Here is a 22,492-nt window from a genome sequence, read left to right as displayed (position 1 = left end):
GCTGTCGGCAGGGTGCTGCAGCGCCTCGGCAGCCCCTTGGAGCCCGAGATGGTTATCGCCGTCGTGGACGGCGCCGCCGTCACTGCGCTCAGCGAGGGCCGCGACGTCAAGGCGACTGCCACCACGCTGCTCTCCCAGCTGACAGCATGGGCGCACCCGGGTCCCGCGGTGCAGTCGACCACACCAGCATCTACCACAGGGAGGTCGGGTCCAGCTCAACACGAACAGGATCCTCACGACGAACTGACCTCTCCCGAAGGTGGTGGCGCAGCATCGCGGCAAGCTCAGACCCCCTGGAGGCAGGACAACGGATAAGCCCCCTGGCCTCCCCCACTCCGCCGTCACCCGCGGTCTCCCCTACCGGTCCCGGCAGCACCGGTCCCAAGGTCTCGAAGCCCTGCTCCTGCGCCTGGGCAAGGAAGCCCTCCACGGACCACTCGTGCCCGTCCAGCCGTGCGGCCCTCCACGCGGGAGGGAGATGGAGCTCGTCACGCTCACGGAGTTCACGACGGGCGAAGCCGACGTGGTCCCACCGCAGGAACGCCTGAGCCACAGCCGGGGCCGGACGTCCAAGGAGAATGACCCGTGCCCCGGGGGCAGCAAGAACTGCCGCCCCCGTCCACAGGCGGAGAGCCTCCTGAGCGGACCCCAGCTCAGGGCGGCTGGAGATGACCGCTCCGTCGAGGATCAGCACCGCCCGGTATCCGCCGTCAGCCACGGGCTCAGCGCCAGGCGTCGCCACGATGATCCGTGGCCGTGGCCCCACGGTGCTGACCACGCCGTGGTCCTCCCTGGCGCCTGAGACCAGGACAGGGACGTGGGGGAAGGCCCGGCCCAGCTCCTCACCGGTACGGGAGGAGCCGACGGTGACCATCCGAAGCCTCGTCCCACCACACTGGGGGCACTGCCACTGCCCAACCGGACGCGCGCACCAGCGGCAGGTGGTACGCCCCCCGCGCGACATGGCCAGAGGTCCTGAGCAGTGAGGGCAGCGGGCGACCTCGCGGCACTGCAGGCAGGCAACTACCGGGGCGTACCCACCTCGCGGCACCTGGACGAGGACAGGCCCTTCTGTCAGTGCCGAGACCAGGGCACGGTGCGCCAGGGACGGCACCCGGGCGGTGCCGGAGGCCCCCTCGGCCTCGAGCTCGGGGGCACCGGGGACCTCGATCCGAGCCGTCGCACGACGAGCCACCTCGCGTGGCGCCGACAGCTCGGTGCACCAGCCCCGCTCAACCAGGGCCTGCGTCTGCGCAGAACGTGAGTATCCTGCAAGAAGAAGACCGGCTCCCTCCAGGGAGGAGCGTAGTGCCAGCACGGTTCGCGCGTGCACGTAGGGGGCGTGGCGCTCCTCAAGGCGGCTGTCACCGTCGTCCCACACGACCGCCAGTCCCAGGTCAGCCACGGGTGCAAACGCCGCCGACCGGGTCCCCACCACGACACGGGCACGCCCTAGCAGGACCTGGAGGAAGGCACGATACCGCCGAGAAGCCCCGTGCTCGGCCGACAGGAGCGCAACCCGCTCCCCCGGGAGCTCACGCCGCAGCACGTCGGCAACAGCCTCCGCCTGCCCCGTGGTGGGTAGCACCACCAGCACACCTCGGCCGCTGGCCAGGCTTGCCTGCGCAGCCACCGCCACACAGCGCTGCCACGCCGCGCTGACACCTTCCCGACGGGGCAGCGCGCACCACCCTGCTCGCGGAAAGCCTCCCGCGGCCAGGTCGGCAAGGAGCTGTGCGCCACCGTCGTAGACCCCCCAGGTACCCTCAGCCGACGGCACCGCCCACGCCGGGGACTCCTCGGGCGGCGACGACGTCCGCTCCAGGCGCTCCGTCGCCGCGTGCCGTGAGGGCAGTGCCAGCCGGACCACGTCGGAGCGCACGCCGGCACTACGTGCTGCCACGGCCTCCACCAGCCGCCGGGAGGCGGCTGGCAGCACAGACAGGTCCGAGATCACGCGGCGCAGGGGCGCCAAGCGTCCCAGGTGGGTGGTGGTATCAGCGCGTTCCCAGACCCAGCCGCGCATCTCCTTGCCGCCGAAGCGGACCACGACCCGTGTCCCGGGTGCCGCCTCCTCCGTCATGGTGTCAGGGACGCTGTAGTCGAAGGTGCGGTCCAGGTGTGGTACCGGGGAGTCCAGAAGCACCCGGGCCACAGGGAGCCCGGAACCTGGCACCTGTAGCGGACGGTCGTTACCACGCGGCACGCTGAGGAGCTCCCCCTGGGAGCCGGTGCGCTGCCTCTCCTGGTTGGGCGCGATCCTGGCCACGCCGCCGACCACGTCCATGAGGGGCCTCCCTTACCGCGCTTCACCGCGGCTCTCGTGCCAGCGCACCGGCGCCCGCCACGGCCTGGACATACTAGCCGGACAGGCTAGACGGCACGGAGAAGCTCCTGTGTGCGGTCAAGCCTCTCCCAGGCGAACCCGGGGCGTCCGAAGTGTCCGTACGCACTGGTGGAGGCGTAGATCGGACGCCGCAGGTCGAGGTCACGCACGATAGCAGCCGGACGGAGGTCGAAGACCTCCTCGACAGCCGAGGCGATACGCTGCGTCGGCACGGTCTGCGTGCCGAACGTCTCCAGGTAGAGGCCGACAGGACGAGCCGAGCCGATGGCATAGGCGACCTGGACCTCGCAGCGCCGGGCCAGGCCCGCTGCCACCACGTTCTTGGCGACCCACCGCACGGCGTAGGCAGCCGAGCGGTCGACCTTGGAGGGGTCCTTCCCGGAGAACGCCCCGCCGCCGTGACGGGCCATGCCCCCGTAGGTGTCCACGATGATCTTGCGGCCGGTAAGCCCCGCGTCGCCCGCGGGCCCGCCTACCACGAACTGGCCGGACGGGTTGACCAGAATCTCCGTGTCGTCTGCGGCCAGGTCAAGCCCCTGCTCTGCCTGCTCCTGAAGGACCGGGGCGACGACCTGAGTAGTCAGGGCGTCGGTGAGCCAGGCTCGGGTGCGGTCCTGGTCGTGCTGGGCAGAGACCACGACCGTCTCCAGGCTGACCGGGCGGTCTGCCTCGTAGCCAACTGTCACCTGGGTCTTGCCGTCCGGGCGCAGACCCTCCACGATCCCCTCCTTGCGCACCTCAGCCAGTCGTTGCGCCATGCGGTGGGCAAGAAGGATGGGGGCGGGCATGAGGACCGAGGTCTCGTCACAGGCGTAGCCGAACATGAGCCCCTGGTCCCCCGCACCCTGGAGGTCCAGGGGGTCGGCCGGATCGTCACCGCCCTCACGCGCCTGCAAGGAGATGTCCACCCCGGCGGCGATATCCGGGGACTGCTGGCCGATCGACACCGAGACACCGCACGACCCAGCGTCAAAGCACACCTGGGAGGAGGTGTAGCCGATCCTCGAGATCTCCGAGCGGACGATCTCGGGAATCTCCACGTAGGCGTGCTCAGTGGTCACCTCCCCAGCGACGTGGACCAGCCCGGTCGTCACCATAGTCTCCACCGCCACCCGGGCACCAGGGTCCTGCTCCAGGATGGCGTCCAGGATGGCGTCTGAGACGCGGTCACAGACCTTGTCCGGGTGACCTTCCGTAACCGACTCCGACGTAAAGAGCCGCACCGTTGACTTCACCAGTCCATCCTAACCACTGGCCACGGGCGCGAACCGGCAGTCGCGCCGTTAGTCCTGCCGCTACCGCCCACCCGCAGGCAGGCACTGTACGACCAGGTCAACCAGGGCCTCGGCAACCTGCGCCTTGGTACCTCGGGCACGGGTGACCTCGTGCCCCTGGTGGTCCAGCACGACGACGGCGTTAGGGACGTCCCCGAACCCCAGGCTCTCCCCCACCACGTTGACCGCCAGCAGGTGCGCCCCCTTCCGACGGGCCTTGGCCGTGCCGTGGGCAAGAGCGTCCTGGTGGCTGTCCCCGGTCTCAGCGGCGAACCCGACCAGGAGCTGGCCCGGTCGGGGCGGGTCGGAGACCAGGCCAGCCAGGATATCGGGGTTCTCGACAAGCTCCACCGTCGTCAGCCCCGCAGGCTTCCCGTCTTCTGGCTGCGGGAGGCTCTTCTTGAGCTTGGTCGCCGAGACGCTGGCAGGACGCATGTCGGCCACGGCCGCCGCCATGACCACGACGTCCGCGTCTCGCGCCTCCTGGCGCACGACACGCTCCATGTCGACGGCAGTGCCCGCCTCCAGGACACGTACCGTTCCCGGCAAGGTGTCCAGGACGGCCTGCTCCACATGGGCGTGGACCAGAGTGACCTGCGCGCCCCGTGCGGCCACGGCCGCCGCCAGGGCTGTGCCCTGGCGGCCCGAGGAGCGGTTGCCCAGGAACCGCACGGGATCAAGTGGCTCCCGTGTGCCCCCGGCCGTCACTAGTACGTGACGACCCTGCAGCGCTGGTGACGGTGCTGCTGAGGGTGCCGCCGACACTGCCACTGACTGGGCGCCCGCAGCCGGGTCGGCTGGCGTCGTCTGGGAAGAGGCAGCGACAGGATCCTGGGAGTTCGAGACCGTGCCGCCCGGTGCACTACGGTCCAGGGCCGCCACGGCCTCGCGGATCACACGCTCAGCCTCTGGCAGACGGCCGGGCCCCCAGTCCCCACTGGTAAGAGGCCCCGAGTCGGGCTCGATCACCCGCACCCCACGGCGACGCAGCACCGCGACGTTGTCCACCGTGGCCGGGTTGCGCCACATCTGCGTATGCATGGCCGGGGCCAGGACCACCGGTGCGGTCGTGGCCAGGATGGTAGCGGTGAGCAGGTCGTCCGCCCTGCCCGCACGGACCCGGGCGATGAGGTCGGCTGAGGCCGGGGCGACCAGGACGAGCTCAGCCCACTCAGCCACACCCACGTGCTCGACAGCCGCGGGGTCGTCAAAGAGGCCGCTGGAGACCGGAGCACCTGAGACCGCCGCCAGCGCTGACTTCCCGATAAATCTCAGGGCCGCCTGCGTGGCCACCGTGCGGACCTCGTACCCGGCCTGCCTGAGGCCGCGAATCACAGACGGTGCCTTGTAGGCGGCCACAGACCCGGCGACACCGACCACCACCCGCCGGGCCTTAACTCCTGTCACGGCGCCGTCACCTCCGAGGGCCTTCCCACCAGTCTCCTTGTCCGGCCCCTGCCCTACCGGATCCCGGACGGCCCTGGCCGCCTGGCACCGCTCGCTTGCACCGGCAATACCGCCCAGGAGCGGTCCAGGATCAGAACTGGATGTCCTCAAGACCGGTGACGTCACCCGCGTCCAGGTCCTCCGTCTCCGTCATTGAGACCTCCGTCATTGAGACCGGGGTGCCAAGATCGATGTCAGCAAACATGTCCGCCTCTGCCGCCCGCCGGGCCTCCTCCGCCTCGGCGCGACGGGCGCGCGCTACGTCGCCGGGGATAACCTCCAGCTTGTCCTCAGCGATCTCCCGCAGGGCGATACCCAGCGACTTCTCCTCCAGCTCCGCCTCAACGAGCGGACCGAAGAACTCCATCTGGTTGTCCTCCAGCTGCTGGGTGTAGGCATTGATCTGACGCGCGCGCTTCGCTGCCTCCACGACGAGCCCGTACTTGGAGTCGACCTTGTCCAGGAGGTCGTCAATCGGCGGGTTGGTGATGCCCTCGGGCTGCGGGGAGGTTCCGAGCATGGCGTGGCTCCAGTTCTGTCACGACGGTACTGCGGCCCGCCAGTTTACTCCTCCAGTCCCATGAGAGCCTCCAACTCACTCGTGGCACGCGACACGGTGTCGTTGACAACGGTGTAGTCAAACTCTCCTGCGGCCTCCATCTCCACACGGGCCGTCACCAGGCGGCGCTCCTGCTCGCGACGGTCCTCGGTGCTGCGCCGGGTCAGCCTGCTCACGAGCTCCTCCCAGCTGGGCGGCAGCAAGAACACAAGCTGGGCCTGAGGCATCGCGACCCTGACCTGGCGGGCACCCGCCAGGTCGATCTCCAGCAGGGCAGGACGTCCGGCCCCCAGCTGGTCCTCGACCGGTCCCCGAGGAGTTCCGTAACGGAAGCGCCCGTGGACCTGTGCCCACTCCAGCATCTGCCCCGTGGACACCAGGTCGTCGAAGTCCGCCTCCGACACAAAGTAGTAGTGCACGCCGTCCACCTCACCGGGACGAGGACGACGCGTCGTTGCCGAGACCGACACGAACAGGTCGGGATGACGGCGACGCAGTTCAGCCACGACGGTCCCCTTGCCGACTGCTGTCGGCCCCGCCAGGACTGTCAGACGAGCCGGCCTCGGTACGGTGGCAGCGGGTGCCGGGGCGGCAGCATCACTCATGGGCACATCATGGCTCACCGGAGCGGCTCGTACCAGCCTGCACACAGCAGGGGGCTGCCGCACCACCCGGCGGGAGCCGGAGTGGGGCGGCAGACCGTGAGACAGCCCCGGGCGCTCGTCCCTGTCGCCTCAGCCGAAGCGTCTGATCAGCTCGGCACGCTGCTGAGAGCCCAGACCACGCACCCGCCTCGACGATGCGATACCGACCTCCTCCAGAACGGTGTCGGCCGTCGTGTCTCCCACGCGTGGCAGGGACAGCAGCAGCGCCCTGACCTTCATCCGTCCCAGGACCTTGTCGTCCTGGGCCTCCTCCAGGAAGCGTGACAGGCTCAGCCTGCCGCTCTTGAGCACTGACTTGACCTCAGCCCGTCGTGCCCGCGCCGCTGCCGCCTTCTCCAGGGCAGCAGCCCGCTGCTGCGGTGTCAGCTCCGGAAGCACCATAGTCCCCTCCCCCCTTTCAGTGACCTGAAACACAAGGATACGATGGACGTGACGTCGGCGCACACGGAACGACCTCATGGGCACGACATCGTGCCTCAGCCGGGGTTACAGGCAGCCACGGGCGCAGGCGCCCGGTGGCTTACCAGGCCAGCGCGGCGGCCACCGCCTCGCGGGTCTGCCCCGCCGCTCGCCGCAGCCCGGACACCTGAGGCCCCGCTTCCAAAACTGCACGGGAGGTCGAGGCCAGGACCCGGTGCCGCACCCCGCTGAAGACGCTCCTCAGCTCTGCGGCCCCCGCTCCTTGAGTCCCCACCCCGGGGGCCAGCAGCGCAGCATTGGCCGAAGCCAGGTCAATTCCCAGGTCCCTCACGGCGCCACCGGTCGTGGCCCCCACCACCAGGCCGACACTGCCCAGGTAGCCCGCCTTGTCAGCGGCAGCGTTCGACCGGGCCACAGCCTCGACGACACCTGCCGCCACTGAGCGCGCGTCGCTGCTGCGCGCGTGCTGGACCTCAGCTCCCTCCGGGTTAGAGGTCAGTGCCAGCACAAACACTCCCCTGCCCGTGGCGCAGGCGAGCTCCAGCGCCGGAGCGAGCGACCCGTAGCCCAGATAGGGCGAGACTGTGATCGCGTCAGCCGCAGCAGGAGCGTCCTCACCCAGGTAGGCCTGGGCGTAGGCCCCCATCGTGGAGCCGATGTCGCCCCGCTTGACGTCAAGGATAGACAAGGTCCCGGCGTCCCTCAGCGCTTGCAGGACCTCCTCCAGCACCGCCACCCCCGCGGAGCCGTGCCGCTCAAAGAAGGCAGCCTGCGGCTTGACGGCAGCCACTCGGCCGGAGACGGCCTCCACCACCCGCAGGGAGAAGTCGCGCAGGCCGACAGGGGAGTCCGCCAGCCCCCAGGCCTCCAGGAGGCCTGGGTGCGGGTCGATACCCACGCACACGGGACCGCGCTCTGCCATGGCCTGGGCCAGCCTGGCTCCGAAGGGCGGACGTGCGGTACGGCGACGCGGATCACGAGCTGCTGCGCTCATAGCACCGGGTTCTCCATGGTTGTCACGCTGTCTGTCCCGCTCTGGCAGAAGCCTGCACCACGTCGGCGGAGACGGGCACTCATATGCTCCTGCAGGCTGCGAACTGTGAACGGTCCCCGCAGCTGGGCCTCCAGCGCCTGGACCACGGCCTGAAGCTGCTGGACAGTGGTGATGATAGGACGGTCGGCAGCGGTTGTCGCGGCACGGATAGAGTAGCCGTCAGCACGGGCGCCCTGCCCCCTGGGGGTGTTGACCACCATGTCGACCGCGCCGGACTCGATAAGCCCCACCACTGTCTGCTCCCCGTGCGCCCCCACGCCCTCGCTGACCTTGCGCACAACCGTGGCGCTCACACCGTTACGCCGCAGCACCTGGGCAGTACCTGTCGTGGCCAGCACGGTGAAGCCGAGCTCAGCCAGGCGTGCTACCGGGAGGATGACGGCCCTCTTGTCCCGGTCGGCCACGGAGACAAAGAGAGTCCCCTCGCGAGGCAGGCCGCCGTAGGCACCCGCCTGCGACTTGGCAAAGGCACGAGGAAAGTCCAGGTCATAGCCCATGACCTCTCCGGTGGAACGCATCTCGGGGCCCAGCAGCGAGTCCACCACGTGCCCCTCAGCCGTACGGAAGCGCCGGAAGGGAAGCACCGCCTCCTTGACCGCCACGGAGTCCTCCGGGTCCCAGAAGGCCGCGTCCTGCGCAGGCAGGTCCCCACGGCGCCTGAGCGAGGCGATGCTGGCCCCGGCCATCACCAGGGCGGCAGCCTTGGCCAGAGGCACACCTGAGGCCTTCGAGGCGAAGGGCACCGTCCGAGAGGCACGGGGATTCGCCTCGATGACGTAGAGGATGTCAGAGGCCAGGGCGAACTGAATGTTGAGCAGGCCTCGTACGCCCAGTCCTGACGCGATGGCCTGCGTCGAGCGGCGGATGCGAGAGATCTCGGCATCGGACAGCGTCATAGGGGGGAGCACGCAGGCGGAGTCACCGGAGTGGATACCGGCCTCCTCGATGTGCTCCATGACGCCGCCCAGAAACAGCTCGGTGCCGTCATAGATCGCGTCCACGTCGATCTCGACGGCGTCGTCCAGGAAGCGGTCGACGAGGAGCGGGCCACCGCCGTAGGCACCGCCGGGCTCCTGGCCCGCACGCTCAAGGTAGTCGACCAGACCGTCGGCGTCGTAGACAATCTCCATGCCGCGCCCCCCCAGCACGTAGCTGGGACGTACCAGCACCGGGTAGCCCACGTCGGCCGCCACGGCCCGCGCCTGCTCGTCGCTCAGCGCAGTCCCGTGAGCGGGCACCTCCAGCCCGGCCGCCTCCAGCACCAGCCCGAATACCTCACGGTCCTCTGCGGCGTCAATGGCCTCGGGAGTGGTCCCCAGGACCGGGACCCCGGCGTCGTGGAGGCGCTGCGCCAGGGACAGAGGCGTCTGTCCTCCCAGCTGGACGACCACCCCAGCCACGGGGCCGGCACGGCGCTCGGCCTCGTAGACCTCCATGACGTCCTCGAAGGTCAGCGGCTCGAAGTAGAGCCGGTCGGAGATGTCGTAGTCGGTGGAGACAGTCTCCGGGTTGCAGTTGACCATGACTGTCTCATAGCGCTGCGCCAGCGCCATCGAGGCGTGGACGCAGGAGTAGTCGAACTCGATCCCCTGACCGATCCGGTTGGGGCCGCTTCCCAGGATGATGACGGCCTCACGCTGGCGGGGTGCCACCTCGGTCTCGACCTCGTAGGTGGAGTAGAGGTAGGGAGTACGGGCCGCGAACTCGGCAGCGCAGGTGTCCACCGTCTTGTAGACCGGTCGTAGTCCAAAGGCGTGGCGCACCTCCCGGACTGCTTCCCGGCTGATGCCACGCAGGCTCGCCACCTGGGCGTCGGAGAAGCCGTGCCGCTTGGCCCGCGCCAGGACCTCAGGTGTCAGTGCCGCAGCGTCCTTGACCTCCTGGGCCACCTCCTCCACAAGGAGCACCTGGTCCACGAACCAGGGGTCGATCGCCGTGGCCTCGCTCAGCCGCTCGGGGCTGGCGCCTCCCCGGAGCGCCTGCTGGAGGTCGACCAGACGGTGCTCGCTGGGGGTGCGCACGGACTCCATCAGCCCGGCCACCTCCTGGTCGCCGGGTGCCTGACCCTCCCAGTGAAAGACCGTCCCCGGCTTGTCCAGGGACCGCATGGCCTTCTGGAGGGCCTCGGTGAAGCAGCGGCCGATGGCCATGGCCTCCCCCACTGACTTCATGGTGGTCGTCAGGGTCGGGTCCGCACCCCGGAACTTCTCAAAGGCGAAGCGCGGGACCTTGACCACGACGTAGTCCAGGGTCGGCTCGAAGGACGCCGGGGTGGAGCCGGTGATGTCGTTGGGGATCTCCTCCAGGGTGTAGCCCACCGCCAGGCGGGCGGCGATCTTGGCGATGGGAAAGCCCGTGGCCTTGGAGGCCAGGGCAGAGGAGCGTGACACACGGGGGTTCATCTCGATGACGATGACACGTCCCGTGGCGGGGTCGACCGCAAACTGGATGTTGCAGCCCCCGGTATCGACTCCCACCTCCCGGATGACCGCGATGCCGATGTCACGCAGCCGCTGGAGCTCGCGGTCGGTCAGCGTCAGAGCCGGGGCCACGGTCACGGAGTCTCCCGTGTGGACCCCGACCGGGTCGATATTCTCGATGGAGCACACGACGACGACGTTGTCCGCCGAGTCGCGCATGAGCTCGAGCTCATACTCCTTCCACCCCAGGACGGACTCCTCCAGGAGTACCTCCGTGGTCCGCGACGCCGACAGTCCCTGGCCGCAGATACGCTCCAGGTCCTCAGGCCCGTAGGCCACCCCGGAGCCCAGGCCGCCCATGGTGAAGGAGGGCCGTACCACCACCGGGTAGCCGCCCAGCTCCTCCACGCCGGCACGGCACTCCTCCATAGAGTGGGCGACGAGGCTCCGGGCTACCTGTGCCCCGCACCGCTCGACGACGGCCTTGAACTCGTCGCGGTCCTCCCCCGCCCTGATCGCGGCCGCCGAGGCGCCGACGAGCTCGACACCGTAACGCTCCAGCACCCCGGACTCAGCCAGGCTCACAGCGGCGTTGAGCGCCGTCTGCCCTCCCAGGGTTGGCAGGAGCGCGTCAGGTCGCTCACGCTCGATGACTGTGGTGAGCACCTCAGGCGTGATCGGCTCGACATAGGTGGCATCGGCCAGGTCCGGGTCGGTCATGATGGTGGCCGGGTTGGAGTTGACCAGGATGACACGTAGGCCTTCGGAGCGCAGCACCTTGCAGGCCTGGGTACCGGAGTAGTCGAACTCGCAGGCCTGGCCGATGACGATGGGTCCCGAGCCGATGACCAGCACGGAGGAGATGTCAGGACGCAGCGGCACTGGGACCCTTACCTTCCCTGGTTGTCCCGCATGAGACGCATGAAACGGTCAAAGAGGTGCTCGCCGTCATGGGGCCCGGCGGCGGCCTCCGGGTGGTACTGCACAGAGAAGGCAGGCAGGTCCAGGGCGCGCAGCCCCTCAACCACACCGTCGTTGAGTCCCAGGTGTGACACCTCTACCCGTCCGTACCTACCGTTGTCGAAGGGAGCCAGCGAGGCCTCGTCCACGGGCGCGTCGACCGCGAACCCGTGGTTGTGGGCGGTGATCTCCACCTTCCCGGTGGAACGGTCCACGACTGGCTGGTTGGTACCCCGGTGCCCGTAGCCGAGCTTGTAGGTGCCGTAGCCCAGCGCCCGCCCCAGCAGCTGGTTGCCCAGGCAGATCCCGAAGAAGGGGATCCGGGCGTCCAGGACCCCGCGCAGCAGCTCCACCTCGGTGTCCGAGGCACCGGGGTCGCCGGGCCCGTTGGAGAAGAAGACCCCGTCGGGACGGAGTGCGAGCACCTCCGCCAGGGTCGTCGACTGGGGCAGGACGTGGACGCGAGCGCCTCGCTCAGCCAGCTGCCAGGGAGTCCGGGCCTTAATACCCAGGTCCACGGCGGCCACGACAGCCCGTGGCTGGCGGCCCTCGAACTCGCCCGAGGGCTCCACCACGTAGCCACGGCTGGTCGTGACCTCGGCGGCCAGTGCCTGCCCGGTCATGCCGGGCTCGGAGCGCACCGCCTCCAGGCATATCTCCACCGCAGCCGGGCTCGGACCCCCGGCGTCCTCAGCACCTGCAGGAAGAGCCTGCCCGGAGAACACCCCCGCACGCATGGCCCCGGCCTCACGCAGGTGGCGGGTCAGTGCCCGGGTGTCCACCTCGCACAGGCCCACGACCCCGGCCGAGCACAGCTCGTCCTCCAGCTCGCGGCGCGAGCGCCAGCTTGACGCCCGCCGGGCGGGATCACGCACGACGTACCCGGCCACCCAGATGCGTGCGGACTCTGGGTCCTCGTCGTTGACCCCCGTGTTGCCGATGTGGGGAGCCGTCTGGACCACGATCTGACGATGGTAGGACGGGTCCGTCAGCGTCTCCTGGTAGCCGGTCATCGCTGTGCTGAAGACGATCTCCCCCACCGTACGTCCCACCGCCCCGTAGCTGCGGCCGCGCAGAACGTAGCCGTCCTCCAGCACGAGCAGGGCGGTCTGCCGCCCGCGGCCTCCCGTGACCACGGTAGCCACCGTGGTCACGCCCTGCTGCCCGCGGCCACCACCGGTACGCCGTCCAGGACGGTAGGCCGCCCGTGCAGGAAGGTCGCCCGCACCTGGCCAGGCAGCTCCGTGCCCGCGTAGGGGGTGTTGTCCGAGCTGGTCCACTGCGCCGCACCGTCCACGGTACGCCGTACGTCGGGGTCCACCACCGTGACGTTGGCCGCGGCACCAGGCTCCAGGTCCTGGCCCTGGTCACTCAGACGACCGATACGCGCCGGGGTGGCGGACATGACGCGGGCAAGGTCGCGCCAGCCCATGCGACCGGTGGAGACCATGGTCTCGATGAGGACGCTGAGTGCCGTCTCCAGACCTGTCATGCCAAAGGCCCCTGCCGCCCACTCGCAGTCCTTGTCCTCCAGGGGGTGGGGCGCGTGGTCAGTACCGACCACGTCGATGGTGCCGTCGGCCAGGGCCTGGCGCAGTGCCTCGACGTCAGCCGAGGTGCGCAGGGGCGGGTTGACCTTGTACAGCGGAGAGTAGGTACGTGCCATCTCGTCAGTCAGGAGGAGGTGGTGCGGAGTCACCTCTGCGGTGACGCGGATACCACGGGCCTTGGCCCAACGGATGATGTCGACGCTGCCCGCCGTGGACAGGTGGCACACGTGCAGGCGGCTACCCACGTGCTCGGTCAGGAGGACGTCACGGGCGATGACAGACTCCTCCGCCACCGCGGGCCAGCCCTGCAGGCCCAGCTCGGCGGACACGGCGCCCTCGTGCATCTGGGCGCCCTCGGTCAGGCGAGGGTCCTGGGCGTGCTGGGCGATGACGCCGTCGAAGGACTTGACGTACTCCAGGGCACGACGCATGAGGACAGGGTCGGACACGCACCTGCCGTCGTCGGAGAAGACACGGACACGGGCGGCCGAACGGGCCATCGCCCCCATGTCGGACAGGCGGTCACCCTTGAGGCCGGCAGACACCGCCCCCACCGGGTGGACGTCCACCCACCCTGCCTCCCTGCCCAGGCGCAGGACCTGCTCGACCACCCCGGCGCTGTCCTGGACGGGAGTGGTATTGGCCATGGCGAACACAGCGGTGTAGCCGCCGACGGCAGCCGCACGAGTGCCGGTAAAGACCGTCTCCGCCGACTCGCCCCCGGGCTCGCGCAGGTGGGTGTGGATGTCAACGAGGCCAGGCAGGGCCACCAGCCCCTCTAGGTCGTGGCGCACGGTGTCCTGAGACGCCTGGGCCGAGGCCTCAGGGCCGACCGCCGCGATCGCGCCGTCGACCAGGAGGATGTCGGTCGGGTCCTCGCCGTAGGGACGGACTCCGGTCAGAAGGTGGGAGGTCACAGCTGGTTCCCTTCGTCAGCCAGGAGGAGGTAGAGAGCGGCCATGCGCACGGACACGCCGTTGCCGACCTGCTCGATAATGCGTGAGCGCGGGTCGTCGGCGGCCTCAGCGGTGATCTCCAGACCGCGGTTCATAGGTCCGGGGTGCATGACGATGGCGTGGTCGGGCATGGCCGCGCGTCGGGCCTGGTCCAGGCCGAAGGCGCTGGAGTACTCGGCGGGGCTGGGGAAGAACCCGCCACCCGCGGCGCTCATGCGCTCACGCTGCACCCGCAGCATCATGACGGCGTCGGGCCTGATACGGGCAATAGCCTCGTCCAGGTCGTAGGAGACCTGGCAGGGCCAGTCCTCCATACCAACCGGCAGCAGCGTGGAGGGAGCCACAAGCGTCACCTGTGCCCCAGCGTGCTCAGCAGGTCCACGTTGGAGCGGGCTACCCGGGAGTGGAGGACGTCCCCGACGATGATGACCCGCGCCCCGTCCAGGTCGCGGCCCTGGGGCGACGGGGAGCCGTCCGCGCCCGTACCCCGCCCCTGAGGACCGGGGGCGTACCAGCGCCGCAGCGTCATGGCGTCCAGGAGCGCCTGGGTCGGGTGCTGGTGGGTGCCGTCCCCGGCGTTGAGCACCGGGACGTTGATCCACCCCGCGTGCGCCAGCAGGTGCGCGGCACCACTGGCCGAGTGGCGCACGACGACCGCGTCGGCGCCCATGGCCATGATGGTCTGGGCGGTGTCCTTGAGGGACTCCCCCTTGGAGAGGCTGGAGCCCTTGGCGGAGAAGTTGATGACGTCGGCGCTGAGCCGCTTGGCAGCGGCCTCGAAGGACAGCCGGGTGCGGGTGGAGTCCTCGAAGAAGAGGTTGACCACTGTCTTGCCCCGCAGGGTCGGCAGCTTCTTGACGGCGTGACGCTGAGTGGCTGCCATGGTCTCGGCCGTGTCGAGGAAGGACACGGCCTCGTCGTGGCTGAGGTCCTTGGCGCTAAGCAGGTGCTTCATCGGCCGTCCCCCTCCCGGGCCTGCACAGTGTCCGGGTCCAGGGAGCCGGAGGAGGGCGCGCGCACGATAGCGACGGAGTCGGAGGGGGCGCCCAGCTCGGTGAGGCTGACCACCACCGTCTCGCTGCGAGAGGTAGGCAGGTTCTTTCCCACGTAGTCCGCCCTGATGGGCAGCTCACGGTGGCCCCGGTCCACCAGGACGGCCAGCTGGACGGCCCGTGGGCGGCCCAGGGCGCCGATCGCGTCCAGGGCGGCACGGATAGTGCGGCCCGAGTAGAGGACGTCGTCAACCAGGACGACAGTCCTGCCGTCGATACCACCCTGGGGGACAGAGGTGGGCTGAGGCACCCGGATAGGGTGGCGGCCCAGGTCGTCACGGTACATGGTGATGTCCAGGGTTCCCACGGGACCTCCGTGGACACGCCTACCTGGTCCTCTCCCCGGCTGGCCGCCTCCAGCGCGGCCGCCAGTCTCTGCGCCAGCGGCACCCCGCCGCTGGGGATCCCGAGGACGACGATGTCACCCGTTCCGCTGTTGCGCTCCAGCACCTCGTGGGCGATCCGGAACAAGGACCGGGCCACCTCCGCAGGGCCAAGGATCTCCTTGCCCTGTGACGGTGCGCCTGTGGCGCCTGACAAACGTTCGGCCACTGCTGGCCTCCTTCCCCGCCTCGCTGGACGGACTTAAAGGATGTCGGTCGGCCCTACCCTAGGGCACGACTCCTGTCGCTGCACGCGCCTGGACTCCTGTGCACCAGTGAAGAGACCAGCATCACCTCTGAAGTATCACCTCACCACTGCCTGCCGACAGCGGGGCCAACCGTGCCCGCCCGCGCCGTTGCCACCCGGGCGGCAGTGGTGCTCCCACGGCAGCCCCGCTAGCATCTCGGCATGTACGTCCCCCGCCACTTCGAGCTTCCTGAGGGGTACGCCGCCAGCCTGCTCACCCAGGTGCGTGTTGGCAACCTCGTGACCGTCCACGCGGACGGACCTGCTGCCACGCTGGTGCCCTTCTACCTTGATCAGGACCGCGACACGCTAGTGACACACCTGGTACGCAACAACCCCCAGGCCCGCTTACCGGCCCTGGGACCCGCGCTGGTCATCCTGGATGAGGCTGACGCCTACGTCGCTCCTAGGTGGTACGCCACCAACGAGGTCAAGGCGAACGTACCTACCTGGGACTACATCACCGTCCACGTCACCGGGAGGGTCCGGGTCGACCCCAGCCCTGCGGCTGCCCTGAGGGCGGCCCGCGAGCTGACCCTGCGCACGGAGCCTCAGGAGGTCCTGGACCGGGTCGGTGAGGACAGTCTGGAGAGGATGGCCCGCGCGATCGTTGCCGTGGAGGTCCAGGTCGAGCAGGTGACGGGCAAGGCCAAGATGAGCCAGAACCGGCACCCTGACGACATCCGCAGCCTGATCGCCGCCCTGGAGGAGCAGGGGCAGACGAGGCTGGTGAACTTTCTGCGGGAGGTCAGCCTGCCCTACGCTGAGGAGCGCTTTGCCACCATCAGCAGCCTGCGCAGTCGCACCCGCAGCGCGCAGGAGAGGTCCCAACGTCCTGCAGCCCCTCAGGAGCTCCCTGAGCACCCCTGACGAGCCCTACCCTGTCCCGATACGCCCCTTGCGGCGCATCTCTCGGTGCACCCGGTCAGCGCAGCGTGTCCGCCAGGTCACCGATACGGCCTAGCAGGCCGCTCAGGAACCTTGGGGACTCCTCGGTCGACAGCAGGCGCGCCAGAGTCACCGCCTCGTCCACCGCTACGGGGACGTCGACGTCGTCGTTGTAGACAATCTCCCAGGTGGCTGCACGGGCAATTGCCCGGTCCACGGCAGGCATGCGCATGAGCACCCACCCTTGGGCATAGGTCTGAATGGCCTCGTCAATGTCTGCCAGGTGGTCGCAGACCCCCTCGACCACCTGTCGGGCGTAGGCAGGGGCCTCAGTGTGGTTCGCGGAGTGGACCGCCCGCTGCGCGGCAAAGCTCCTCAACCTGCGCGAGGCCTCGCGGTAGGAGGCGTCGTGGTAAGAGGCGTTATGGACGCCCAGATCGGGAGTGTCACCCTCGGTCTCCTGCGCCCCTCTGCTGGTGGGTACCAGCAGCCCACGCTGGTCGGCCTCGAAGAGAATCTCCACGGCGCGACGCCGGGCCTTGGTCCGCGCAGTGACCGTGTGCCTAGCCCGCCTGCCGCGGCGGGAGGATGACGCCGCGGCCCGAGCCCCGCCGCCCGGATCCTCCCCCTGGACGCCAGCACCAGGCCGGTCACTACCTGCCACGGCTTCCGCTGGCGGTGAGGAGCCCTGGACAGCAGGATCTGTCATCAGTCAGTGACGCGGGAGATGTAGGAGCCGGTACGGGTGTCAACCTTGACCCTGTCACCGGTGTTGAGGAACAGGGGCACCTGGATCTCTGCACCGGTCTCAACAGTGGCAGGCTTGGTACCGGCGGAGGAGCGGTCGCCCTGCAGGCCCGGCTCCGTGTGCGAGATCGTGAGGACCACGGAGGGGGGAAGCTCGACGAACAGGACGGCGTCCTCGTGGAAGGCGACCGTGACGTCCTGGCCCTCAAGCATGAAGGTTGCGGCCTCTCCCACGGTCGCCGCAGAGACGTAGACCTGGTCGAAGGTCTTGACGTCCATGAAAACGAAGTCGTCACCGTCCTTGTAGGAGTACTGCATGTCACGGCGGTCGACGGTCGCCGTCTCCACCTTAAGACCGGCGTTGAAGGTCCTGTCCACAGTCTTACCCGACAGCACGTTCTTGATCTTGGTACGTACGAAGGCGGGCCCCTTGCCCGGCTTGACGTGCTGGAACTCCACCACCTGCCACAGCTGCCCCTCCAGGTTGAGCACCATGCCGTTCTTCAAGTCGTTTGTCGTGGCCACGAGCACATCCTCACTGTCTGTTCAAGGTCTGTCTGTTCAGGGTCTGTCTCAGGATCTATGGCGTCTTGGGTGCGGGGACTGCGGAAGGTCCGGGAACGGCGAAAGTGTATCGTGCCCCCGGTCCTCCTGCCCCAGACGGGCTCCTGTCAAGCCGGTCACGAGCCCGCTGCGGCTGCGCAGCGCTGCACCACCTGCTCAGCAGCCTGGCAAGGAGTGGTACCCGTCGTGTCGACGACGACGTCGGCCAGCTCGCGGCAGGCCTGCTCGCGCTGCCGCAGCATGCGCGTGAACTGCCGGTGGACGTCTCCCAGCGCGATGGAGCGTGGTGCGTCCAGGCCGTTGCGAGCTGCCAGGGCCCGCGCGCGGGCCAGCAGTGCCACCACGCAGCCACCCGCGCCCCGTATTCTGCCGACCGCGGCACGGACCTCATCTCGGTCCAGGCAGCCCGAGCCCAGGGCCAGCACGGCTGCCGGGAACTGGTCCTCGGCCTCGCGCAGCGCGGCGCACGCGCAGCGGGCCTCAGCCTCCCGGTACCGCTCCTCCGGCACCTCGACCAGCGCGGTTGACGGGTGGACGCCCAGCTCGCGGGCCACTGTGGTCCGCAGGTCCGTGAGCACCCGGCCCGTGGTCTGGGCCAGGGCGTGACCGACGCTGGAGCACCCGGCTCCCGGCGGTCCCAGGAGCACGACGGGACCACTGGCCCTCACCGTGCCGCCCCGTGCCCACCAGCGGTGACAGCCTCGTGGGCCAGGCGCAGGACAGGCTCCCCGGGAGCGGTCGTGCGCACCGGGGCTGCGACCCGCTCCAGGAGCACCATCCTCAGCACCCCGCCGCGCACCTTCTTGTCACTCAGCATGATCTCGTGAAGCTCCTCCCAGCGTCCGTGTCCCTGCGGGAAAGAGGTCGGCAGGCCGACAGCAGACAGGACACGGTAGTGCACGGCCAGGGTCTCGGCGTCGAGCCTGCCTGCCAGATGAGCCGTGTGGGCAGCGAACAGGCAGCCTACCGCTACCGCCTCTCCGTGCCGCCAGGTGTACCCGGTGGCCCTCTCTACCGCGTGGGCGTAGGTGTGCCCGTAGTTGAGCACCTCCCGCTGCCCGGACTCGGTCAGGTCCTCGCTAACGACGGCGGCCTTGACCGATACCGAACGGGCTACCAGCTCGGCCAGGACCGGGGAGTCCCAGCGGGTGCAGGCCTGCGGGTCCTCCAGGAGCCTCTCCAGGATGACAGGGTCTGCGATGAGCCCGCACTTGACGACCTCGCCCAGGCCGGCCCGCAGCTCGGCACCCGGCAGGCTCGCCAGCGTCTGCGTGTCCGCCAGGACCACAGAGGGAGGATGGAACGCCCCCACAAGGTTCTTTCCCGCTGCCGTGTTGATCCCGGTCTTGCCACCCACTGCGGCGTCAACCATGGCAAGCAGGGAGGTGGGGACCTGGACCACGGGCACTCCTCGCAGCCAGCTGGCGGCAGCGAAGCCCGCGAGGTCAGTGACAGCCCCGCCGCCCAGGCCGACCACCACCCCGTCACGCCCCATGCGGAAGACTCCCAGGTCGTGCCACACCTTCTCCAGGACCTTCGCGGTCTTGGCCTCCTCCCCGGCAGGAACCCTGATTCGGGTGGTACGCAGGCCGGCACGACCCAGCTCGGCCTCGTAGGTGGCGGCGACGGCACCAAGGTGCTCGTCATGGACCACCGCCACCCCGCCCCTGCCGCCGCCCGCCACCTGGCGCACCGCTGCCTGCAGCTGGTCCTGAAGCCCTCGACCCACAAGGACCTCGTAGGCATGCGGCCCTCTCACGCCGATGCGACGCAGCCCGACTGCCTCTGGGACGGGCGGCTCCTCGTACTGCGCCCCGGCACGGGCAGAGCCGGTCACGTCGCCGGAGCCGGGCGCGACGGGGGCCAGCGCCCCGGCGACCCGGTGGGGCCTGGCTCCCAGGGCCACCAGGACCAGGGCCGCGACCTGTTCGGCGCTCAGCCCGTCGGTAGGGACGGTGATCGAGGCGACCTCCTCGTACAGTGCTGCCCTCTGCGCGTACAGGGCCTCCATCCGTTCCAGGACCGGGTCATGGCTGCCGCCTCCCCCGTCCTGCTTCGCGTCCTGCGGGTCCTGGCCCACAGCCGTGTCAGCCGCACCGGGTGAGGACGTGCCCTGCTCCGGCACGGCACCGATCCGCGCAGGGAGGGTGCCAGCACCACCGGGTGCCTCGTCCCCGGTCGTCATGAGTGGTCGGCCGGACCCGTCCCCGACGTGGACGGCAGCGGTGAGGGGGGTAGCTTCGAGGTAGACCACAACGCGACCCTTGAGGAGCTCGCGGTTCTCCTTGCGCACCACCGCGCCACCGCCCAGCGCCACGACGCCGTGCGCCGCCGCCGGGGAGTCAAGGACGGCCCGCACCGCCCGGTGCTCACGGTCGCGGAAGCGCTCCTCCCCCTCGGAGGCGAAGATCTCCGGGATGGTCATCCGGGACCTACGACGTACCTCGGCATCAGTGTCGGTGACCTGAACGCCCAGGGCGTGGGCAAGCAGCCGTGCCACCGTGGTCTTGCCCGCACCAGGAAGCCCGACAAGGACCAGCGGCAGGACCTCGGCGTCAACAGCAGGAGGCAGCCTGTCGTTGTAGCGGCCTGTCGTGCTCACGGGCGGCTCCTCTCTACGTGTCCTTTGTGTCCTTTCCGGGTGTTCTCCTGGCTCACGCTCCCGCGCGTCTGGCTCTGTCTGGCGCTGCCCGCCCTCCCGGTCACCATCGTGTCCGCTCAGCCACGCGGTCCAGGTAGGAGACGAGGCTGCTACGGGCCTGCACCACGGAGTCACCTCCGGTCTTGTCAGTCAGGGCGTCTGCCAGAACCAGCGCCGTCATGGCCTGGGCGATCACGGCACCCGGGACGACGGCGCAGGTGTCGGAGCGCTGGTGCAGTCCGGTCGCCTCCTCTCCCGTGGCCATGTCCACGGTGCGAAGCGCTCGCGGCACCGTGGAGATCGGCTTGAAGGCGGCACGGACCCGCACCGGGGAACCGTTGGAGATACCGCCCTCCACCCCGCCGGCGCGGTTGGAGGCACGGCTGACACCACCCGAGCGGACCGAGAGGATCTCGTCGTGGGCTGCGGAGCCCCTGAGCTGAGCCTGGGCGAAGCCGTCACCCACCTCCACTCCCTTGACCGCCTGGATGCTCATGAGCGCACCAGCCAGCCGGGCATCTAGGCGCCGGTCGGCCTGAACGTGGGAACCCAGCCCCACCGGGACCCCGGTGGCGACCACCTCAACTACTCCCCCCAGGGTGTCGCCCGCCTTCCTGGCCTCGTCGATGAGCGAGACCATCGCGGCGCTGGTCGCGGGGTCGGTGCAGCGCACCGGGTCGGCGTCCAGGCGTGCGGTGTCCTGCGGCTGCGGCGCGGCGACGTCCTCAGGCAGAGCCACTGTCCCGACACGTACGACATGGCTGACCAGCCTGATCCCGGCAACCTGCGCCAGGAGCGCCTCCGCCACCGCACCCAGGGCGACCCGGGCCGCGGTCTCACGTGCCGAGGCGCGTTCCAGGACCGGCCGCGCCTCCGGCAGATCGTACTTGAGCATTCCCGGCAGGTCCGCATGACCAGGACGGGGCCTGGTCAGGGGCCTGTTGCGAGCCAGCTCCCGCTCGTCCCCGGTTCCTGCGTCCACCAGGAGCGCCTCGGCCTCCACCGGGTCGGCGCTCATGACCGTGGACCACCGGGGCCACTCGGAGTTGCCGATCTGCAGGGACACGGGGCTACCGATCGTACGGCCGTGCCTGATCCCTCCTAGGATCCTTAGCTCGTCGCGCTCGAAGGACTGCCGGGCGCCACGGCCGTGACCCAGGCGACGACGTGCCAGGGCCTCCCGGATGTCCTCGCTGGTGATCTCCACGCCCGCCGGGACGCCGTCGACCACGGCGGTCAGGGCCTCGCCGTGGGACTCCCCGGCCGTCATCCAATGAAGCATGGCACCGATCATCCCACACCGTGGCCCACAGCCGGGCACCCGACCTCTCCGGCCCGGGCGTGCGCCCTACAGGGCACGCCTACAGGGCACGCAGCAGTGCGTCTCGCATGGGTGCGACATCAGGGCCGCGGCCCGTCATCAGCCTGACCTGGGGCACCGCCTGGTGCAGCAGCATGAGCCAGCCGGGTGCCACCGCCCCGCCACCGCGCTCCCAGGCGCTGGCCAGAGGTGTCGGCCAGGGCGCGTAGACGACGTCAAGCAGGACCGCTCCTGCCGTAAGTCTCCCGCCCAGGACTCCGGGCAGGGCCTCAGCCAGCGTGTCCGCACCACCTGCGGGCAGGGTGGAGACCGCTAGGTCCGCCTGGGCCAGAACCTCGGCCACGGCAGAGTCAGAACGTACCTCGCCCGGGGTCCAGGTGAGGGCCTCCACCTCCAGACCCATACGATGTGCTGCACTCAGGGCGCGGCCAGGGCCGGCATGGCGGCGGGCGGCTACGACGATCCGTGTCGCGCCCAGCTCGGTGAGCGCGGCCAGGGCTGAGCACGCCGTGGCCCCAGAGCCCAGGACGACGGCTGTTGCCCCAGAGACTCCCCACCCGTCGGCCCTGCCCGGTGCACAGGTCGGCAAGGCTGGCAGCGCCTGGGCGGACCACGCCGCAGCAGTCTCCCGTACCGCCTCGACGATCCCAGTCACGTCGGTGTTGAACCCCGCCAGCAGGGCCGGTCCCGTGCCCGAGCGCTGGGCCACCACGGTGTTGACCGAGCCCACCGCCTGGGCCAGAGGGTCGACCACGTCCAGCATGGGCACCAGGGCCTGCTTGTGCGGCATCGTCACGCTCAGCCCCGACCAGGCCCAGCCATCGCTGACCGGCGCGGCCAGCTGGGACACCAGGCCCGGCAGCCGCGTGACAGGCAGGTCGATCCTGGTGTAGTGCCACGTGCCCAGGCCGAGCTGGGCGTAGGCGGCACGGTGCAGGACCGGTGACAGGGAGTGGGAGACCGGGTGCCCGACGACCGCGGCCCGGTGGCCCAGTACC

The 22,492-nt window shown here is 69.8% G+C and carries 17 protein-coding genes and 2 pseudogenes; 1 reads left to right on the top strand and 18 read right to left on the bottom strand.

Annotated elements, in window-relative coordinates; translation table 11 throughout:
• Positions 1 to 190: 190 nt before the first annotated feature.
• The 12 genes and pseudogenes from D5R93_RS06460 to pyrR form a co-directional block, all read right to left on the bottom strand.
• Positions 191 to 2,287 carry a primosomal protein N' family DNA-binding protein gene (locus tag D5R93_RS06460; RefSeq protein ID WP_205570108.1) on the bottom strand — a complete coding sequence of 699 codons (2,097 nt, stop codon included), beginning with the start codon at positions 2,285 to 2,287 and terminating at the stop codon, positions 191 to 193.
• Between the two features lie 86 nt (positions 2,288 to 2,373).
• A complete protein-coding gene (metK, locus tag D5R93_RS06455; RefSeq protein WP_182911294.1) occupies positions 2,374 to 3,582 on the bottom strand; it encodes a methionine adenosyltransferase in 1,209 nt (402 codons plus the stop codon).
• Between the two features lie 60 nt (positions 3,583 to 3,642).
• The gene (locus D5R93_RS06450) at positions 3,643 to 5,028 is read right to left on the bottom strand and encodes a bifunctional phosphopantothenoylcysteine decarboxylase/phosphopantothenate synthase (RefSeq protein ID WP_120204434.1); all 1,386 of its coding nucleotides are present in this window, start codon (positions 5,026 to 5,028) and stop codon (positions 3,643 to 3,645) included.
• Positions 5,029 to 5,158: 130 nt separating this feature from the next.
• Positions 5,159 to 5,587, bottom strand: coding sequence for a DNA-directed RNA polymerase subunit omega (rpoZ, locus tag D5R93_RS06445; protein WP_119835026.1), 429 nt, complete (start codon positions 5,585 to 5,587; stop codon positions 5,159 to 5,161).
• A gap of 44 nt (positions 5,588 to 5,631) precedes the next feature.
• Positions 5,632 to 6,231, bottom strand: a complete 600-nt coding sequence (gmk, locus tag D5R93_RS06440) for a guanylate kinase (protein WP_119835025.1) — start codon at positions 6,229 to 6,231, stop codon at positions 5,632 to 5,634.
• A gap of 129 nt (positions 6,232 to 6,360) precedes the next feature.
• Positions 6,361 to 6,672, bottom strand: a complete 312-nt coding sequence (gene mihF / locus D5R93_RS06435; protein ID WP_119835024.1) for an integration host factor, actinobacterial type — start codon at positions 6,670 to 6,672, stop codon at positions 6,361 to 6,363.
• 139 nt (positions 6,673 to 6,811) lie between these two features.
• Entirely contained in the window at positions 6,812 to 7,705 is an 894-nt protein-coding gene (pyrF, locus tag D5R93_RS06430; protein ID WP_120204431.1) for an orotidine-5'-phosphate decarboxylase, read from the bottom strand.
• Positions 7,702 to 11,067 (bottom strand): carbamoyl-phosphate synthase large subunit, encoded by a 3,366-nt coding sequence (gene carB / locus D5R93_RS06425; protein ID WP_120204429.1) that lies wholly within the window; start codon positions 11,065 to 11,067, stop codon positions 7,702 to 7,704. Before carB ends, pyrF begins: the two co-directional genes overlap by 4 nt.
• Before the next feature lie 8 nt (positions 11,068 to 11,075).
• Entirely contained in the window at positions 11,076 to 12,290 is a 1,215-nt protein-coding gene (gene carA / locus D5R93_RS06420) for a glutamine-hydrolyzing carbamoyl-phosphate synthase small subunit (RefSeq protein WP_119835233.1), read from the bottom strand.
• A gap of 5 nt (positions 12,291 to 12,295) precedes the next feature.
• Positions 12,296 to 13,612, bottom strand: a complete 1,317-nt coding sequence (locus D5R93_RS06415; RefSeq protein ID WP_120204426.1) for a dihydroorotase — start codon at positions 13,610 to 13,612, stop codon at positions 12,296 to 12,298.
• Positions 13,609 to 14,606 (bottom strand): annotated as a pseudogene (locus D5R93_RS06410) (aspartate carbamoyltransferase catalytic subunit). The gene D5R93_RS06415 and the pseudogene D5R93_RS06410 overlap by 4 nt, the downstream one beginning before the upstream one ends.
• Positions 14,603 to 15,255 (bottom strand): annotated as a pseudogene (gene pyrR, locus D5R93_RS06405) (bifunctional pyr operon transcriptional regulator/uracil phosphoribosyltransferase PyrR). The pseudogenes D5R93_RS06410 and pyrR overlap by 4 nt, the downstream one beginning before the upstream one ends.
• Positions 15,256 to 15,495: 240 nt before the next feature.
• Between pyrR and D5R93_RS06400 the strand changes: the two are divergent.
• A complete protein-coding gene (locus tag D5R93_RS06400) occupies positions 15,496 to 16,203 on the top strand; it encodes an FMN-binding negative transcriptional regulator (RefSeq protein ID WP_120204424.1) in 708 nt (235 codons plus the stop codon).
• A gap of 55 nt (positions 16,204 to 16,258) precedes the next feature.
• On the opposite strand, the gene nusB is transcribed toward D5R93_RS06400, so the two are convergent.
• The 6 genes from nusB to D5R93_RS06370 form a co-directional block, all read right to left on the bottom strand.
• A complete protein-coding gene (nusB, locus tag D5R93_RS06395; RefSeq protein WP_119835017.1) occupies positions 16,259 to 16,930 on the bottom strand; it encodes a transcription antitermination factor NusB in 672 nt (223 codons plus the stop codon).
• Complete coding sequence (efp, locus tag D5R93_RS06390; RefSeq protein WP_119835016.1) at positions 16,930 to 17,493, bottom strand: elongation factor P; 564 nt, start codon at positions 17,491 to 17,493, stop codon at positions 16,930 to 16,932. Before efp ends, nusB begins: the two co-directional genes overlap by 1 nt.
• A gap of 155 nt (positions 17,494 to 17,648) precedes the next feature.
• Positions 17,649 to 18,200 carry a shikimate kinase gene (locus D5R93_RS06385; protein WP_119835015.1) on the bottom strand — a complete coding sequence of 184 codons (552 nt, stop codon included), beginning with the start codon at positions 18,198 to 18,200 and terminating at the stop codon, positions 17,649 to 17,651.
• On the bottom strand, positions 18,197 to 20,134 hold the full coding sequence (gene aroB, locus D5R93_RS06380; protein ID WP_243106998.1) for a 3-dehydroquinate synthase: 1,938 nt from the start codon (positions 20,132 to 20,134) through the stop codon (positions 18,197 to 18,199). The genes D5R93_RS06385 and aroB overlap by 4 nt, the downstream gene beginning before the upstream one ends.
• 100 nt (positions 20,135 to 20,234) lie before the next feature.
• Positions 20,235 to 21,455, bottom strand: a complete 1,221-nt coding sequence (aroC, locus tag D5R93_RS06375) for a chorismate synthase (protein WP_205570107.1) — start codon at positions 21,453 to 21,455, stop codon at positions 20,235 to 20,237.
• 79 nt (positions 21,456 to 21,534) lie between these two features.
• Positions 21,535 to 22,488, bottom strand: a complete 954-nt coding sequence (locus tag D5R93_RS06370; protein ID WP_243107050.1) for a shikimate dehydrogenase — start codon at positions 22,486 to 22,488, stop codon at positions 21,535 to 21,537.
• Positions 22,489 to 22,492 lie beyond the last annotated feature (4 nt).

The sequence above is a fragment of the Actinomyces lilanjuaniae genome (genome assembly GCF_003606385.1).
GTDB classification, from domain to species: Bacteria; Actinomycetota; Actinomycetes; order Actinomycetales; family Actinomycetaceae; genus Actinomyces; species Actinomyces lilanjuaniae.
Note: the sequence above shows the minus strand (reverse complement) of the source record. Positions and strands in the feature narration are given on the sequence as shown.